The sequence below is a fragment of the Variovorax sp. UMC13 genome, assembly GCF_014170375.1.
In the GTDB taxonomy this organism is placed as follows: domain Bacteria; phylum Pseudomonadota; class Gammaproteobacteria; order Burkholderiales; family Burkholderiaceae_C; genus Variovorax.
The window spans coordinates 54358-68655 of sequence record NZ_LZZW01000019.1; the positions used below are offsets into that span (position 1 = coordinate 54358).

The 14298-nt window shown below is 70.7% G+C and carries 13 protein-coding genes; 9 read left to right on the forward strand and 4 right to left on the reverse strand.

What is annotated here, in order from left to right; genetic code table 11:
- Positions 1–66: 66 nt before the first annotated feature.
- Positions 67–306, reverse strand: a complete 240-nt coding sequence (locus tag A9977_RS17130) for a hypothetical protein (RefSeq protein WP_183026078.1) — start codon at positions 304–306, stop codon at positions 67–69.
- A gap of 172 nt (positions 307–478) precedes the next feature.
- On the opposite strand from A9977_RS17130, the gene A9977_RS17135 reads away from it, so the two are divergent.
- The 5 genes from A9977_RS17135 to A9977_RS17155 all read left to right on the forward strand — a co-directional run bounded on the left by A9977_RS17135 (position 479) and on the right by A9977_RS17155 (position 5375).
- The gene (locus A9977_RS17135) at positions 479–757 is read left to right on the forward strand and encodes a hypothetical protein (RefSeq protein ID WP_183026079.1); all 279 of its coding nucleotides are present in this window, start codon (positions 479–481) and stop codon (positions 755–757) included.
- A gap of 133 nt (positions 758–890) precedes the next feature.
- A complete protein-coding gene (locus tag A9977_RS17140) occupies positions 891–1088 on the forward strand; it encodes a DUF1508 domain-containing protein (RefSeq protein WP_183026080.1) in 198 nt (65 codons plus the stop codon).
- A gap of 178 nt (positions 1089–1266) precedes the next feature.
- Entirely contained in the window at positions 1267–1797 is a 531-nt protein-coding gene (locus A9977_RS17145) for a sigma-70 family RNA polymerase sigma factor (protein WP_183026081.1), read from the forward strand.
- Positions 1794–2768, forward strand: coding sequence for a FecR domain-containing protein (locus A9977_RS17150; protein ID WP_183026082.1), 975 nt, complete (start codon positions 1794–1796; stop codon positions 2766–2768). The genes A9977_RS17145 and A9977_RS17150 overlap by 4 nt, the downstream gene beginning before the upstream one ends.
- Positions 2769–2894: 126 nt before the next feature.
- Positions 2895–5375: a TonB-dependent siderophore receptor gene (locus A9977_RS17155; RefSeq protein WP_183026083.1), complete on the forward strand. Its 2481-nt coding sequence runs from the start codon at positions 2895–2897 to the stop codon at positions 5373–5375.
- A 39-nt stretch (positions 5376–5414) separates the two neighbouring features.
- On the opposite strand, the gene A9977_RS17160 is transcribed toward A9977_RS17155, so the two are convergent.
- From A9977_RS17160 to A9977_RS17170, 3 genes are all read right to left on the reverse strand, one after another.
- Positions 5415–7931 carry a TonB-dependent receptor gene (locus A9977_RS17160; RefSeq protein WP_259652014.1) on the reverse strand — a complete coding sequence of 839 codons (2517 nt, stop codon included), beginning with the start codon at positions 7929–7931 and terminating at the stop codon, positions 5415–5417.
- Positions 7932–8024: 93 nt separating this feature from the next.
- Entirely contained in the window at positions 8025–8993 is a 969-nt protein-coding gene (locus A9977_RS17165; protein ID WP_183026084.1) for a FecR domain-containing protein, read from the reverse strand.
- Positions 8990–9490 (reverse strand): sigma-70 family RNA polymerase sigma factor, encoded by a 501-nt coding sequence (locus A9977_RS17170; protein ID WP_183026085.1) that lies wholly within the window; start codon positions 9488–9490, stop codon positions 8990–8992. The genes A9977_RS17165 and A9977_RS17170 overlap by 4 nt, the downstream gene beginning before the upstream one ends.
- Before the next feature lie 106 nt (positions 9491–9596).
- Here A9977_RS17170 and A9977_RS17175 point away from each other — a divergent pair, with 106 nt between their 5' ends.
- The 4 genes from A9977_RS17175 (at position 9597) to A9977_RS17190 (ending at position 14295) form a co-directional block, all read left to right on the forward strand.
- Entirely contained in the window at positions 9597–10112 is a 516-nt protein-coding gene (locus A9977_RS17175) for a sigma-70 family RNA polymerase sigma factor (protein WP_183026086.1), read from the forward strand.
- Entirely contained in the window at positions 10109–11071 is a 963-nt protein-coding gene (locus tag A9977_RS17180; protein WP_183026087.1) for a FecR domain-containing protein, read from the forward strand. Before A9977_RS17175 ends, A9977_RS17180 begins: the two co-directional genes overlap by 4 nt.
- A gap of 103 nt (positions 11072–11174) precedes the next feature.
- A complete protein-coding gene (locus A9977_RS17185; protein WP_259652015.1) occupies positions 11175–13673 on the forward strand; it encodes a TonB-dependent siderophore receptor in 2499 nt (832 codons plus the stop codon).
- Between the two features lie 109 nt (positions 13674–13782).
- On the forward strand, positions 13783–14295 hold the full coding sequence (locus A9977_RS17190; RefSeq protein WP_183026088.1) for a sigma-70 family RNA polymerase sigma factor: 513 nt from the start codon (positions 13783–13785) through the stop codon (positions 14293–14295).
- Positions 14296–14298: the final 3 nt, after the last annotated feature.

Genomic DNA, 14298 nt, shown 5'->3' on the forward strand with positions numbered 1-14298 from the left:
CGCGCAAGAAGGGGGCAGGGAAGGGCAGGCTGGCATCCCCCGATGATGCCGCGCCCGCGGCCGGGCTCAGCGCGTGGTTTCGGGGCCCTGGTTGGCGAGGCCCACGGTGGGCAGGCGGCACTCGATCACCGCGTTCAGCGTGCCGTTGGCGAGCACATAGCGCACCTCGGTCACTTCCATGCGCTGCAGCGCCGCCTCCTCGAGGCCGGTTTCGATGATCTCGCCGAGGCGCGGCACGGCGCTCGCGGCATCGAGCTGGATGTCCTGGACCGTTCCGTTGGTCAGCAATCGCAGAAGAGTGGGCATGGGGAGGACTCCTGAAACATCAAAGTACCTACTCTGGCCCGCTGCAGCCCGGGCCCCTGTGGGCCAACACGCAGCCGGCGCGCAGGACCGCGCAGGCATGCGCGTTTTGTAACAACACGCTAAGCTTCAGGCTTCGTGCCACGTGGTGGCCCCTGATGCCAAAGGATGCGCCTTGCCAGCTCCAGACGATCGCAACGAAACCGAGGTCCGGCGTTTCGACGACGACGGTTGGACGGTGCGCATCCACCTCACCGGCACCGGTCCCGACGGCTTCCTCGCCGGCCATGCCGACGTCTCGCAGGCCGGCCTGCCCCGCTGCCGGCTCATGCTGGTCGGGCAGCGCCATGATCCCGCCTCGGCCACCGAGGTGCTCGAGACGCGGGCACGCGATTTCATTGCCGACTGGAGCCGCCGCGACCACAGCGGACGGACCGGTTTCGCCGAACTCTGAGGCAGGAGCGGACATAGGCCGAAAACCGTAGGACCGACCATGCTGCCGATTGGCGGTGCCGTCCGACGGCGCAACCTCGTCATTCGCTGAAAATTAAAAACGGGGAGCTTGACGACTCTGTGAGGAGGCCGACATGAAGTTCGTGGTGATTCAGGAAGTGGGTGGGCGTTGGGTGTGGGAGCTTCGGAACATCGATGGCGATGCGGTGTGCCGCAGCGCCATGGGATTCAAGGATCGGGAGCAGGTCTTCAAGGCCATCCATGCGGTGCGCGGCAATGCGCCGCGCGCGCTGGTTTTCGATCCGCTGGGCACCCTGTACGAAGGGGTGTGACGGCCGTCTTTCGACAATTTTCAGTCGAGCTTCAGCGGCGGCGGTTTCGACAGAGATGGGCGACGGCGGCTGGACCGGTGACCTTCCGCGTCACCTTCTGGCCGGCAGCGTGGGTGCTCAGTCTAGAATGAGAACCATTCTTGTTTGAAGGCGGCGTGTGCCGTCGCGCATCGCTGCCATGTCCGCCGCCGAACCTGCCCTGCACCCGCACATCCGTACGCTCTACAGCGCGCACCACGGCTGGCTGCAGGGCTGGCTGCGCAAGAAACTGGGCAATGCCTTCGATGCGGCCGACCTGGCGCAAGACACTTTCGTCCGCCTGCTCTCGGCCCCCGACGACACGCCTGAGAAGCAGGGCGACTGGCAGCTGCACGAACCGCGGGCCTACCTGACGCTGATCGCCAAGCGGCTGATGGCCAACCTCTACCGCCGGCGTTCGCTCGAGCAGGCCTACCTCGAGGCGCTGGGCGCGCTGCCCGAGCCGATGGCGCCCTCGCCCGAGCAGCAGGCCATCATCCTCGAGACGCTGCAGGAGATCGACGCCATGCTCGACGGCCTGGCGCCCGCCGTGCGCCAGGCCTTCCTGCTGGCGCAGCTCGAAGGCCTGGGCTATGCGGAGATCGCGGCAAAGCTCGCGGTGAGCGAGCGCACCGTCAAGCGCTACATGGCCGAGGCGATGGCGCGCTGCATCCTGCTGGCCAGCGAATGAGCGCCATCCGCGAGGACGTGGCCCTGCAGGCCGCGCAATGGTTCTTCCTGTTGAATTCCGGCGAGGCCACGGCCGCCGACCGCCGGCGCTGGGCGCACTGGCGCGCGGCCGACCCGACGCACGACCTCGCCTGGCAGCGCGCCGAGCGCGTGAGCCTGAAGTTCGACCTGCTGCCCCGCATGCTGGCCGCGCCGGTGCTCGGCCGCGCGATGCGTGCCGACCGGCGCGCGGCGGTGAAGGCGCTGGCGCTGCTGGTCGCGGCCGTGCCCGCGGGCTGGCTGGCCTGGCGCGCCGTGCCCGCGCGCGAATGGCTGGCCGCGCACCGCACCGCGACCGGCGAACGGCGCGAACTGCGGCTGCCCGACGGCACGCGCCTGGTGCTCAACACCGCCACCGCGCTCGACGTGGCCTACGACGACCATCTGCGCCTGCTGCGCCTGCGCGCGGGCGAGATCCTGGTCGAGACCGCGCCCGATGCGGTGCCGCCCGATCACCCCGCCTACCGGCCGCTGGTGGTCGAGACCGCGCAGGGCCGGCTGCGCGCGCTGGGCACGCGCTTCGTCGCACGGCAGTTCGACGAGGGCCGCAGCCACGTCGCGGTGCTCGAAGGCGCGGTCGAGGTGCGGCCGGAGCGCGCCGCCGACCGGCCGGTGGTGGTGCAGGCGGGCGAGCAGGCCGGTTTCTCCTCGCACGCGGTGGACGCGGTGACGCCCGCGGGGCCGCAGGTCGACGACTGGTCGCGCGGCATCCTGCGCGCGCGCGACATGCGGCTGCAGGACTTCGTGGCCGAGCTGGGCCGCTACCGGCCCGGCGTGCTGCGCTGCGACCCGGCCGTGGCCGAGTTGCGCATCTCCGGCGTGTTCCAACTGCGCGACACCGGCCCGGTGCTCGACAGCCTGCCGCAGGCACTGCCGGTGGACGTGCGCTACCGCACACGCTACTGGGTGACGGTCGTCGCACCGGGCGGCTGAGCCCGACGTGCCTCGATGCGTCGCGGGGCATTTAGAAAAAAACTGTCGCGCCGTGTCCCTTTTCCTTCTCTCGCGTGTGAAGCCTTGAGGAACAACCACTTCACACCTTTCCGGAGAGAGAAATCCATGGCCCGCCGCCGACCTTCCGCTTTCGTTCGCCACACCCCTTCGCACCGCGTGCTCTCGCTGGCCGTCCATGCCGCCGTGCTGGCCATGGGCCTGGCCGCCGCCGGTGCCTCGGCACAGCCGGCCGCCGCCGCCACGGCAGCGGCCGAGACGCAGAAGGTGTACCGCATCGCCGCCGGCCCGCTCGACGAGGCCCTGGGCGGCTTCGCGGCCGCGGCCGGCGTGAGCATCACCGTGCCGCCGGCCCTGGTGCAGGGCAAGAGCACGCGCGGCCTCGAGGGCGGCTTCACCGTGCGCGACGGCTTCGCGCGCCTGCTGGCCGGCTCGGGCCTCGAGGTGACCGGGGGCGCGGGCGGTGCCTTCGCGCTGCGCCGTGCCGTGGCCGGCGACACCGAGGCTAGCGGCAGCACCCTGGCCTCGGTCACCGTCACCGCGCAGGCCGAGCGCGCGGCGACCACCGAAGGCACGCGCTCCTACGCGACCCGCGCCACGACCATCGGCAAGACCGAGCAGGCGCTCAAGGACATCCCGCAATCGGTCAGCGTGGTCACGCGCCAGCGCATGGACGACCAGAACCTGCTGAGCCTCAGCGACGTGGTGAGCAACACCACCGGCCTGGTCGCCACGCAGGGCATGGGTACGGGCATCGCGGTGACCGCGCGCGGCTTCCTGCTCGACACCATGCAGTACGACGGCGTGGCCGTGCCGCGCAACACCTACTCGCTGGGCAACTGGGGCAGCGAGTCGCTGGTGTTCTACGACCGCGTGGAGGTGCTGCGTGGCGCGGCCGGCCTGCTGCAGGGCGCAGGCAGCCCCGGCGGTACGATCAACTTCGTGCGCAAGCGCGGCCAGGCCGAACGCACCGTGAGCCTGACCGGCAAGGCCGGCTCCTGGGACCGCTACGGCGTGCAGCTCGATGCCGGCGGCCCGCTCAATGCCGAAGGCACGCTGCGCGGCCGGCTGGTGCTCGACGAGGACCGCGGCCATTCCTTCATCGACAGCGTGTGGAGCCGCACCCGCTCCAGCTACGCGGCACTCGACTACGACATCGATGCCGACACCACGGTCGGCCTGGGCGTGAGCAACAAGCACAGCCGTTCGCGCCCCACCTTCATCGGCCTGCCGCGCTACCGCGACACCCGCGACATCGGACTGCCACGTTCGACCTTCACCGGCGCGAACTGGAACCGGGCCTACAACGACCAGACCAGCGTCTATGCGGACCTCGAGCACCGCTTCAACGACCGCTGGGTGTTCAAGGCCTCCGCGCTCGGCATGAACGAGACGAACAGTTCGGTGCACCAGCGCATCGCGGGCGTCGTCAACGCCGACGGCAGCGGCCCCAACTACGGCGATTTCGCCACCGACCTGCGCGGCCGGCAGCGCGGGCTGGACGTCTACCTGCGCGGCCGCTTCGAGGCGCTGGCCATGCCGCACGAAGTCGTGATCGGCGCCAACTACTCGAAGTACACCACCGACGATGCCTATGCGCGGGTCTGGACCCGGGGCGTCAACGTGTTCGACATCGACCACGACCGGCCATGGCAGGACTACGCCAGCATCGCCGCGCGCGGGTCCAGCACCCGAAGCAGCTACGACGTGCGGCAGAAGGGCCTCTACGGCACCTGGCGCGCCGGCCTGAGCGACTCGCTCACGGCCGTCGTCGGCGCCCGCGTGAGCTGGTACGACTCGGTGTACGCGCAGCCCCTGGACGACTACCGCAGCCCCAGCAGCGCCTCGGGCAAGGTCACGCCCTATGTCGGCCTGGTGCAGGCGTTGAACAAGCAGTGGTCGGCCTACGCCAGCTACACCGACGTCTTCGAGCCGCAGACCGCGCGCACCGCGGCCGGCGCGGTGCTCAAGCCGGTGCTCGGCAGCAACTACGAACTGGGTCTGAAAGGCGAGCTGATGGACGGGCGTGTGAACACCTCCTTCGCCGTCTTCCGCTACGACCACAAGAACCGCGCCGTGACCGACTTCGCCTCGGGCTTCGCCTGCGACGGCTGGTACTGCTCGAACGCCTCGGGCAAGGTGCGCAGCCAGGGCTTCGAGACCGAAGTCAGCGGCGAGGTGCTGCGCGGCCTGCAGCTCGCGGCGGGCTACACCTTCAACACGACCCGGTACCTGGAGGACGCGGAATACAAGGGCCAGGTCTTCGGCACCTGGACGCCCAAGCACCTGGTGCGCGTGTGGGCCGACTACCGGCTGCCGGGCGCCTGGAGCCGGCTCAGCATCGGCGGCGGCGTGAACCTGCAGAGCCGCGCGCTGAGCTTCGACCGCGCCTTCCAGGTGCCGGGCTTCGCCGTGTGGGGCGCCCGCATCGCCTACCAGGCGACGCCGACCGTGTCGGTCGCGGTCAACTTGAACAACGTGTTCGACAAGCGCTACTACATCCCTTCCTACAACGGCACGGACGGCAGCAACTACTACGGTGATCCGCGCAACGTGATGTTCACGCTGAAGTACACGCCGAAGCTGTGAGTCGACATCGACGCCCGATCCCGGGCGTCGAGATCGTGCTCAGAACCTGCCGCGCAGGCTCACCGTGACGCTGCGCGGCTCGCCGTAGAAGTTGCCCCAGGCCGGCGCGCCGATGGTCTGGTAGTAGCTCTTGTCGAACAGGTTGGCCAGGTTGAGCGAGGCCGACCAGTGGCGGTTGATCTGGTAGCCGACGCGCGCGCCCCAGACCGCGTACGAGGCCTGCTCCAGCGTGATCGCGCCGGTGGTGCGCGTGCTGGCGGTCTGGAAGTTCACGCCGCCGCCCAGCGTCCAGGCGTTGAGCGCGCCCGGCAGCCGGTAGTCGGTCCACACGCGCAGCATGTGCTTGGGCGAGTAGGTGCTCGCGAAATCGATGCCGGCGTTGGCGGTGTTGTCCAGGTACTTGAAGTGGTTGAGCGTGTAGCCGCCGAACACCTGCCAGCCCCGCGCCAGCTCGCCGCTGATCTCCGCATCCAGGCCCTGGCTGCGCACCTTGCCGGTGGACACCGAGCAATAGGTGCTGCGGGTGCAGACGTTGAGCAGGTCTTCCTGCGCGCGGTTGTTCTGGTCGATGCGGAACAGCGCGAGCGAGGCATTGACCTTGCCGTCGAACAGCTCGCCTTTCAGGCCCGCTTCGTAGTTGCGGCCCTTGATGGGCGGCAGCAGGTCGCCGCCGGCCGTCATCGCGTTCTGCGGCTGGAAGATGTCGGCATAGCTCACATAGGCCGACCACTGCGGGTTCAGCGCGTAGACCAGGCCGCCGTAGGGCGTGAGCACGCCGCTCTCGCGGAAGGGCTCGCTGGTGTCGGCGCCGGTCGCGCGGTCGCGGCTGCTGCCTGTGTAGCGGGTCACGCGCGCACCGGCGACCAGTGTCAACGGGTCGCTAAGGCTCAGGCGTGCCACGCCGTAGGCGCCCGATTGCGTCATGCGCGTGATGGTGTCGCCGCCGCGGTAGCTGTTGGCGGCGAAGGTGGCGGCGCTGGGCTCGGCGATGGCCGAGACCGGATCGAACACGTTGTTGGCCACGCCCACCATCTGGATCAGCGCGAAGTCGCTGTGGTTGACCATGCGCCCGGTGTTGGCGCCGAAGCTCAGCGAATGCCGCCGGCCGAAGGCATCGAACTTGCCGTCGACGGCGAGGTCCAGCGTCTTGTTGTCGGTCTCGAAGTCGAACAGGCCGCCATACATCACGTTGCCGGCCAGCGTGCGCGGGTTGACGGCGCCGAGCGCGAAGGCGTACTTGATGTCGTGCTGCTCGCGCACGTAGCCGGCCGTGAGCTTGAGCGACCAGTCGGCATCGAAGCGGTGGGCGAGTTCGGCGAAGACCGTGCGCTGCTCGCTGTTCCAGCGGTTCCAGTCGGCCATCAGCGCGGTCGATCGGCGCAGGTGCAGGTCGGCGCCGTCGCTGTAGCGCGGCAGGCCCTGGAAGAAGGGCGTGGACTTCAGCTTCTCGTGGCTGGCACCGAGGGTGAGCAGGGTCCGCGGGCCGATGTCGGCCTCGAGCACGCCGTACAGCACGCCGGTGCGGCTCTTGGCGGTGTCGTAGAAGTAGTCGCGGTCGTTGGCGCTCGCCACCACGCGGCCGCGCAGCGTGCCGGCCTCGTTGATCGGGCCGCTGGCGTCGAGCTCGGTGCGCAGATTGTTCCACGAGCCCGCGCTGGCCGACAGTTGCAGCTGCTTCTCGGCCGTCGGCCGCTTGCGCACCATGTTGATGGTCGCACTGGGCGCGCCCGCGCCCTGCAGCAGGCCGGTGGCGCCGCGCACCACCTCGACGCGGTCCAGCGTGGCGGCATTGCTGGTGAAGTTGTTGGCCTGCGGGTAGTAGAAGGCACGGTTCACGCCGTCGAACTGGTAGGTGTCGACGCGGAAGCCACGCGAGTAGACGTAGCGGCCGCCCATCGGGCTGTCGTACATCGTGATGCCCGTGGTCTGGGCCAGCACCTCGTCGATGGTGTTCAGGTTCTGGTCATCCATCTTCTGGCGCGTGACGACCGTGATGGACTGCGGGATCTCTTTCAGCGCCTGCTCGCCCTTGCCGACGGTCACGACACGGCTGGCGTAGGAGCCCGAGCCTTCGGTGGTCGCGCTGCGTTCGGCCTGCGCGGTGACGCGCACTTCGCTGAGCGTGTTCGTGACGGCGTTCCCCGGCGCGGAGGCACTGGCGCCGGGTGGCGACGGGCGCAGCGTGTAGCCGCCACCCGCGCGCGGCACGGCGTCGAGCCCCGTGCCGGCGAGCAGGCGGGCGAAGCCGTCGCCCACCGCATGGCTGCCGCGCAGGCCCGCGGTCTGGCGGCCTTCGGCCAGCGACGGCTCGAAGGACAGCGTGACACCGGCCTGCGCGGCAAAGCGCGAGAGCGCCGGGCCCAGCGCGCCGGCGGGGATGTCGGAGCTGGCGCTGGCGGCGGCCGGCGCGCCCGCCTGCGCCATCGCGGCGCCCGCGGCGCCGAGCGCGAAGGCCAGGCACAGCGTGCGCACGCCCTGGGCCACGGCGCTCGGGCGCGTGGGCATGGAGAGGGAGGTGAGCCGCGCGGGCGCGGTGCGGGAGGGATGCAATGCCATGGTTCCTGGGTCCTGTTCTTGCCGCGCTCACAGCACGGCTCCATGGCTTGCCCGACGAACGCAGGAAAAGGGACAGGCGGACGCGAAAGAATTTCAGATGGGCAGCACCGTCACCCACCAGCGCGTGCGGGTGAGCACCTGCACCGGCAGCGTGCTGGCCACCATCGACAGCACGTAGTCGGTGTCGCGCAGCTGGAAGGCGCCGGAGATGCGCAGCTCGGCCACCTCCGGGCTGCAGTGCAGCAGGCCGGGCCGGTAGCGCGACAGCTCGGCGCAGAAGTCGGCCAGCCGCAGGTTCTCGGCGTAGAGCACGCCCTGGGTCCAGGCCTGGCTCTCGGGCGACACGGCCGTCAAGGGCGAGGCACCCTGGTGGCGCAGCAGCGTCTGCCGGCCGGCCGGCACCACCAGCGCGGGCGACGAGGCGCCGCGCAGGGTGACTTCGACCGCGCCTTCGGTCACGGCCAGGCGGATCTCGCGCTGCGCTTCGTCACCGTCCTGGCGCACCGTGAAGCGCGTGCCCAGGGCACGCAGCCGGCCGAGTGCGGTCTCGACGACGAAGGGACGTGCGTCGGCGGCGGTGCGGACCTGGATCGCGCCCGCGCGCAGCCGCAGCGTGCGCTGCCCGGCGTCGATGCGCACGTCGATCGCGCTGCCGGTGTCGAGCAGCACGCGGCTGCCGTCGGCCAGCTGCACTTCGCGCCGTTCGCCGGTGGCGGTGCGGTGGTCGGAGGTCCAGGCTTCCCAGGGCGCGAGCCGCCAGCCCAGCCAGGCGGCGGGCGCGGCGGTGGCGAGCAGGGCGAGCGTGCGCAGCGCGGCGCGGCGGTTGCCGCGCACCTGCCGCGCCAGCACCGGCACGCCGACCCCCGAGGGCACGGCGCCGAATTTCTGCGACAGCCGCTCTGCGCGCTGCCAGGCGCGCTCGTGCGCCGGGTCCGCCTCGCGCCAGGCCGCGCAAGCCGCGTGATCGGCTTCGCGCGCGCGGCCCGAGTGCAGCCGCACCAGCCATTGCGCGGCCTCGCGCAGCACGGCGGCGTCGGGCGCGGGCGGGGGCAGGGCGCTCATTCCATGACCGCCAGGCAGCGTTCGAATCCCTGCGCCATGTAGCGCTTGACCGTGCGTTCGCTGACGCCCAGGCGCTCGGCGATCTGCGCATAGCCCAGCCCTTCGAGCTGCGACAGCACGAAGGCTTCGCGCGCCTTGGGCGCCAGGCCGTCGAGCATGGCGTCGATCTCGTCCAGCGTCTGCAGCAGCTGCAGCCGCTCCTCGGGCGACAGCGCCAGCGGCTCGGGCATGAGCGCGAGCGCCTCGAGGTAGGCGCGCTCCAGCGCCTGCCGGCGCCAGTGCTCGCTGACCACGCCCTTGGCCAGGGTCGTGAGGTAGGCGCGCGGCTCGCGCAGCGTGGGCAGCGCCTGCGGCCGCAGCAGCACGCGCACGAAGGTGTCCTGCGCCAGGTCGGCCGCGCTGTGCGCGCAGCCCAGGCGCCGGCGCAGCCAGGTGCTGAGCCAGCCGTGGTGCGCGGTGTAGAGCGCCTGCACGGCGGAGGTGTCGGCGGAGGGCATGGAAAAGCGGTGATGCCAATGCAATTGAGAATTAATCTCATTTTATAATCAACGGTGTCCTGGCGCGTTGCGCGGGACCCTTCCGCTTCTCCGTCCGAGTGCCGCCATGCCCGCCGCCCCCTCCGTCCTCCACCGCCACATCGACACGCTCTACAGCGACCACCATCGCTGGCTGCAGGGCTGGCTGAGCCGCAGGCTGGGCAACGCCTTCGAGGCGGCCGACCTGGCGCAGGACACCTTCGTCCGGCTGCTGGGTGCGCCGTCGGCGCCCGCCGAGGGCGCGCTGCGCGAGCCGCGGGCCTATCTCGCGACCGTGGCGCGGCGGCTGCTGCTCAACCACCTGCGGCGCCGCGCGCTGGAGCAGGCCTACCTCGACGCGCTGGCGGTGCTGCCCGAGGCCCAGGCGCCGTCGCCCGAGCAGCAGCTGGTGATCCTGCAGGCGCTGCAGGAGATTGACGCCATGCTCGACGGCCTGCCGCCCAAGGTGCGCGGCGTGTTCATCCTGTCGCAGATCGACGGCCTGACCTACGCCGCGATCGCCGAGGAAATGAAGATCAGCCTGCGCTCGGTCAAGCGCTACATGGCGCAGGCGATGACCGAATGCATCCTGCTGGCGGCATGAGCGCCGCTGTCGAGCCGCCGCTGTCGCGCCAAGTCGCCGCGCAGGCGGCCGAGTGGTTCGTGCTGCTGCATTCGGCCGAGGCCACCGCGAACGACCGGCGGGCCTTCGAAGGCTGGCTGGCGCGCGCGCCCGAGCACGCCCGCGCATGGCAGCGCGCCCTGCAGGTGAGCCAGCGCGCGGGCCATGTGCCGCCCGCGCTGGCGACCTCGACGCTGCAGCGCCCGCGCAGCCGGCGCGCGGCCGTGCGGGCCCTGGTGCTGCTCATGACGGCGGCACCGGCGGGTTGGCTGGCCTGGCGCCACGCGCCACCGCAATGGACCGCCACGCACGCCACCGCCACCGGCGAACAGCGCGAGGTGCAGCTGCCCGACGGCACGCACATCCGCCTCGACACCGCGAGCGCCATCGACCTCGCCTACGACGCCACCCAGCGCCTGGTGCTGCTGCGCGCGGGCGCGGTGCTGATCGAGACCGCGCGCGACCCGGCCGGCCGGTCCTTCCTCGTGCGCACCGCCGAGGGCACGGCGCGCGCCATCGGCACCCGCTTCGTGGTGCGGCAGCAGGCGCAGCGCAGCCATGTCGCGGTGCTGGAGGGCGCGGTCGAGCTCCGCACACGCGAGGGCGGGGCGGTGCAGCTGCTGCAGGCCAGGCAGCAGGCCGGCTTCGACGCCTTGCACATCGACGCGGTCGCGCCGGCCGATGCCGGCGCCGGCCAATGGGCGCGCGGCATCCTGGCGGTCGACGACATGCGGCTCGATGCCTTCATCGCCGAGGTGGCGCGCTACCGCCCGGGCCTGCTGCGCTGCGAGCCTTCGGTGGGCGGCCTGCGCATCACCGGCGCCTTCCAGCTGGCCGACACCGACGCGATCCTGCAGAACGTGGCGCAGCTGCTGCCGTTGGAAGTGCGCTTTCGCACGCGCTACTGGGTCACGCTCGCGGCGCCCGAAAAGCAGCGCTAAAGTTTTTTTCGCATCCGGCTGGCCCCTTCCTGCGGCCCGGCGTGTCCTCTTCGATGTGCTCTCTTCAACCTCATCGACGGACGTGCTCCAAGGAATCAAGAACATGGCTTCCCGCCCCGACCCCCGCTGCCGTGCGGCCGCTGGTCATTCCTCCTCTCCATTGAAAAGCGCCTTGCGCGCCACCTGCATCGCCACCGGCCTGCTGGCCGCGATGGCCGCCGCGCCCATCGCTCTCGCGCTGGCCCCGGGCGCCGAAGCGGCACGCAGCTTCCAGGTGCCCGCCGGCCCGCTGGCCACGGCGCTGGCCGGCTTCGCCGCCGATGCGGGCGTGAGCGTGAGCGCGCCGCCCGAGCTGGTGCGCGGCGTGGTGTCGCCCGGGCTCGCCGGCAGCTTCGCCGTGCCCGAGGCGCTCACGCGGCTGCTGGCCGGCACCGGCCTCGAGGCCGTGCCCGGCGCCGCGCGCACCTGGGTGCTGCGCCGCAGGGCCGCGGCCCCGGTGGCCGAGGCCGCGGGCGGCACGCTGAGCGAAGTGCGCGTCACCGCCACCGCGATCAACGATGGCACCACCGAAGGTTCGGGCTCGTACGTCGCGGGCCCGTCCAGCACCGCCACGCGCCTGGGCCTGTCGCTGCGCGAAACGCCGCAGTCGGTCAGCGTGATCACACGCCAGCAGATGGACGACCAGGGCCTGACCAACCTGCCCGAGATCCTCGAGAAGACCGTGGGCGTGACCGTGGGCCGCAACGACAGCGAGCGCGCGACCTTCTATGCGCGCGGCTTCTCGGTCGAGAACTTCCAGTTCGACGGCGTGCCCAACACCATGGACAGCGCCAGCCAGTTCACCACCTCGCTGGCCGACAGCGCGATCTACGACCGCGTCGAGATCGTCAAGGGCGCGACCGGCCTGCTGACCGGCGCCGGCAACCCCTCGGCCACGATCAACCTGGTGCGCAAGAAGCCCACCAGCGAGTTCGCCGGCAGTGTGTCGGCGGGCGTGGGTTCGTACGACCGCTACCGCAGCGTCGGCGACTTCTCCGGTCCGTTGAACGAGAGCGGCAGCGTGCGCGGGCGGGTGGTGGCGGCGGTGCAGAACGCCAACGCCCATGTCGACCGCTACGGGCGCGACACGCGCAACCTTTACGGCATCGTCGAGGTCGACCTCTCGCCGCGCACCTTGCTGAGCCTGGGCGTCGACCACATGGAGACCCGCGCCAAGGGCGCCAGCTACGGCCACATCCCGCTGTTCTACAACGACGGCACGCAGACCCACTTCCCGCGCAGCTTCAACCCGGCCGCGAACTGGTCGTACTGGAACAACGAGAGCACCAACGCCTTCGCCACGCTCAAGCACGACTTCGGCAACGGCTGGAAGCTCGACCTCGCGACCAGCTACCTCAAGCAGTCGCGCGACGTGGAGGTCGGCGCGGCCAGCTATGGCGCCATCGATGCGCTGACCGGCGCGGGCATCAGCCTGCTCTCGGCCAAGATCCCGACCACGGCCACCGTGCCTTCGCTGAACGCCGCGGTGTCGGGTCCGTTCGAGCTGTTCGGCCGGCAGCACGAGCTGTCCCTCGGCCTGGGCTGGTCGCGCCAGCGCCGCGAGGCCCCGGGCTATTCGAGCGCCTTCGACCCCATCGCCAACTACCTGAACTGGCAGGGCGATGCGCCGCGGCCGGACTTCGTCCACCAAGAAGACCGCAGTACCCGCATCACCGAAAAGGGCGTGTTCGCGGCCGTGCGGCTGCGGCCGACGGATGCGCTGTCGGTGATCCTCGGCACGCGCGTGAGCTGGTACAAGCTGTTCGACGAGACCACCGGCCTCGACGGCAGCTACAGCGTGGCCGACAACCTGTCGGTGAACCGCAAGGTCATCCCCTATGCGGGCCTGGTCTACGACATCGACCGGCAGTTCTCGGTCTACGCGAGCTACACCGACATCTTCAATCCGCAGACCTACTACAAGGACAGCGGCGACAGGCCGCTGCCGCCGCTGACCGGCAAGAGCGCGGAGATCGGCATCAAGGGCGAGCTGCTCGACCGGCGCCTGAACACCAGCCTCGCGCTGTTCCAGGTCAAGCAGCAGAACGCGGCCCAGTACGTGGGCTCGAGCCCGGTGACCGGGCTGGAGATCTACCGCGCCATCGACGGCGTCACGACCCGCGGGCTGGAGGCCGAGGTCTCGGGCCAGATCACGCCCGACTGGAACATCGCCGGCGGCTACACGCTGCGCCGCTCGACCATCCCGCCACAGCCCGACGAGATCCTGAGCGCGGTCAACACCAACCAGCCCAAGCACCTGGTCAAGCTCAGCACCAGTTACCGCCTGCCGGGCGACTGGCGCCGGCTGGTGATCGGCGGCTCCTTCTCGTGGCAGAGCGAGACCTACTACCAGACCTCCGACGGCACCGGCTGGCGCGCGACCCAGCCGGCCTATGCGCTGGTGGGCCTGATGGCGCGCTACGAGTTCGACCGGCACCTGAGCCTGGCGCTCAACATCAGCAACCTGTTCGACAAGACCTACATGCCGGGCCTGGGCTCCTACGGCACCGGCGTCTACGGCGACCGGCGCAGCGCGATGCTCAGCGCGACCTACAAGTTCTGAGCCCGGCGCGGCGGCGCGGGAGGAGGGGCCGGTCATGCTTCATTACAATGAGAACAATTCTTATTTGTAATGGGCGTCCGGCCCCTTTCTCATTCTTCGCGCACCGCCCATGTCCGCCGCGTCCGCCGACCCGCCCGCCTTCCATCCGCTCGTCCAGGCCTTCTACGTCGAGCACCACGGCTGGCTGCAGGGCTGGCTGCGGCGCAAGCTGGACAACCCCTTCGATGCGGCCGACCTGGCGCAGGACACCTTCGTGCGCCTGCTCGGCGCGCCCGGGCTCGAGCGCGTCGACGCGCCGCGCGCCTACCTCACGACGGTCGCGCGCAACCTGCTGATCAACCATGTGCGCCGGCGCGCGATCGAGCAGGCTTACCTCGATGCGCTCGCGCTGCTGCCCGAACCGGTGGCGCCGCCGCCCGAGCAGCGGCTCATGGTGCTCGAGACGCTGGTCGAGATCGACCGCCGCCTGAGCGGCCTGCCGGTGCAGGCCAAGAAGGCCTTCCTGCTCGCGCAGCTGGAGGGCCTGGGCCAGGCCGAGATCGCGGCCGCGCTGGGCCTCTCGGTGTCGACGGTCAAGCGCCACCTGGCCAAGGCGGCGATGCGCTGCTTCTTCCCTGCGTAGCGC

Coding starts and splice junctions, on each gene's coding strand:
- A9977_RS17130 (WP_183026078.1), bottom strand. CDS start 306: ATGCCCACTCTTCTGCGATTGCTGACCAACGGAACGGTCCAGGACATC.
- A9977_RS17140 (WP_183026080.1), top strand. CDS start 891: ATGAAGTTCGTGGTGATTCAGGAAGTGGGTGGGCGTTGGGTGTGGGAG.
- A9977_RS17145 (WP_183026081.1), top strand. CDS start 1,267: ATGTCCGCCGCCGAACCTGCCCTGCACCCGCACATCCGTACGCTCTAC.
- A9977_RS17160 (WP_259652014.1), bottom strand. CDS start 7,931: ATGGCATTGCATCCCTCCCGCACCGCGCCCGCGCGGCTCACCTCCCTC.
- A9977_RS17180 (WP_183026087.1), top strand. CDS start 10,109: ATGAGCGCCGCTGTCGAGCCGCCGCTGTCGCGCCAAGTCGCCGCGCAG.
- A9977_RS17175 (WP_183026086.1), top strand. CDS start 9,597: ATGCCCGCCGCCCCCTCCGTCCTCCACCGCCACATCGACACGCTCTAC.
- A9977_RS17170 (WP_183026085.1), bottom strand. CDS start 9,490: ATGCCCTCCGCCGACACCTCCGCCGTGCAGGCGCTCTACACCGCGCAC.
- A9977_RS17150 (WP_183026082.1), top strand. CDS start 1,794: ATGAGCGCCATCCGCGAGGACGTGGCCCTGCAGGCCGCGCAATGGTTC.
- A9977_RS17155 (WP_183026083.1), top strand. CDS start 2,895: ATGGCCCGCCGCCGACCTTCCGCTTTCGTTCGCCACACCCCTTCGCAC.
- A9977_RS17185 (WP_259652015.1), top strand. CDS start 11,175: ATGGCTTCCCGCCCCGACCCCCGCTGCCGTGCGGCCGCTGGTCATTCC.
- A9977_RS17165 (WP_183026084.1), bottom strand. CDS start 8,993: ATGAGCGCCCTGCCCCCGCCCGCGCCCGACGCCGCCGTGCTGCGCGAG.
- A9977_RS17190 (WP_183026088.1), top strand. CDS start 13,783: ATGTCCGCCGCGTCCGCCGACCCGCCCGCCTTCCATCCGCTCGTCCAG.